This is a genomic window from Riemerella anatipestifer, assembly GCF_009932355.1.
Taxonomy (GTDB): Bacteria; Bacteroidota; Bacteroidia; order Flavobacteriales; family Weeksellaceae; genus Riemerella; species Riemerella anatipestifer_E.
In genome coordinates, this window is the sequence record NZ_LEKU01000040.1 from 1 (window position 1) to 663 (window position 663).

A 663-nucleotide genomic window follows, 5' to 3' on the forward strand; every position below is an offset into this window, starting at 1 on the left:
CGGTCCGGGTATTGCCGAAGGCGGGGCTTATTAGCACCCAACTTCAACTAAAATACCACACCTCAAAGGTAAACAAATTTTTCTAAAAAAGAAATAAACCCCGCTTGCGGTAATACCTTGTTGCCTGCTGGCTTTTTTAAATATCATATTCAGTAAGTTCAATTTCTTCATCACTTGGTAACCAACCATTGTTTATTTTGTTGATTAATTCAGCCAAATGTTTTTTTACTTTTCGTTTTGTTAAGTCCAAGCAAACAACTTTGTCAATTTCTTTATACGGGTTGTGAGCTAAAGTTGTCGCAAACCAAAATCCTTCGCTGAAATTTTGATGACAGGTTGTATTAGGTGCAAAGTCAAAGTTGAATTCCTTTTTTGTCTGCTCTTCATAGTCCAATGCTCGTAAAGATATTTCCTCGTCAAAATATTTTTCAGTCCATTGAGCCAGAGTTCCAGCACTACAAATGTATGACACATTTTTGTCCATACATATTTTTACTGTCGGTGGAACTAACTCCTCGTCTTCTTTGTTTGCTATTATAAAAACAACCCAGTCATTTTTTGGCAAAGAAAACCTCCATTCAGAATTATTTCTTATCTGAACGTAATATATTTTTCTATTATCAATTCTTCCTATTAGTTCCATTTCCAGCTTGCAGGCAACGG

Annotated in this window: 1 protein-coding gene; it reads right to left on the reverse strand. The window is 35.6% G+C overall.

Going from position 1 to position 663, the window contains the following annotated elements; translation table 11 throughout:
* Positions 1-136: 136 nt before the first annotated feature.
* The coding region (locus GXW81_RS10375; protein ID WP_221410762.1) for a hypothetical protein at positions 137-663 on the reverse strand (527 nt) is incomplete at its 5' end.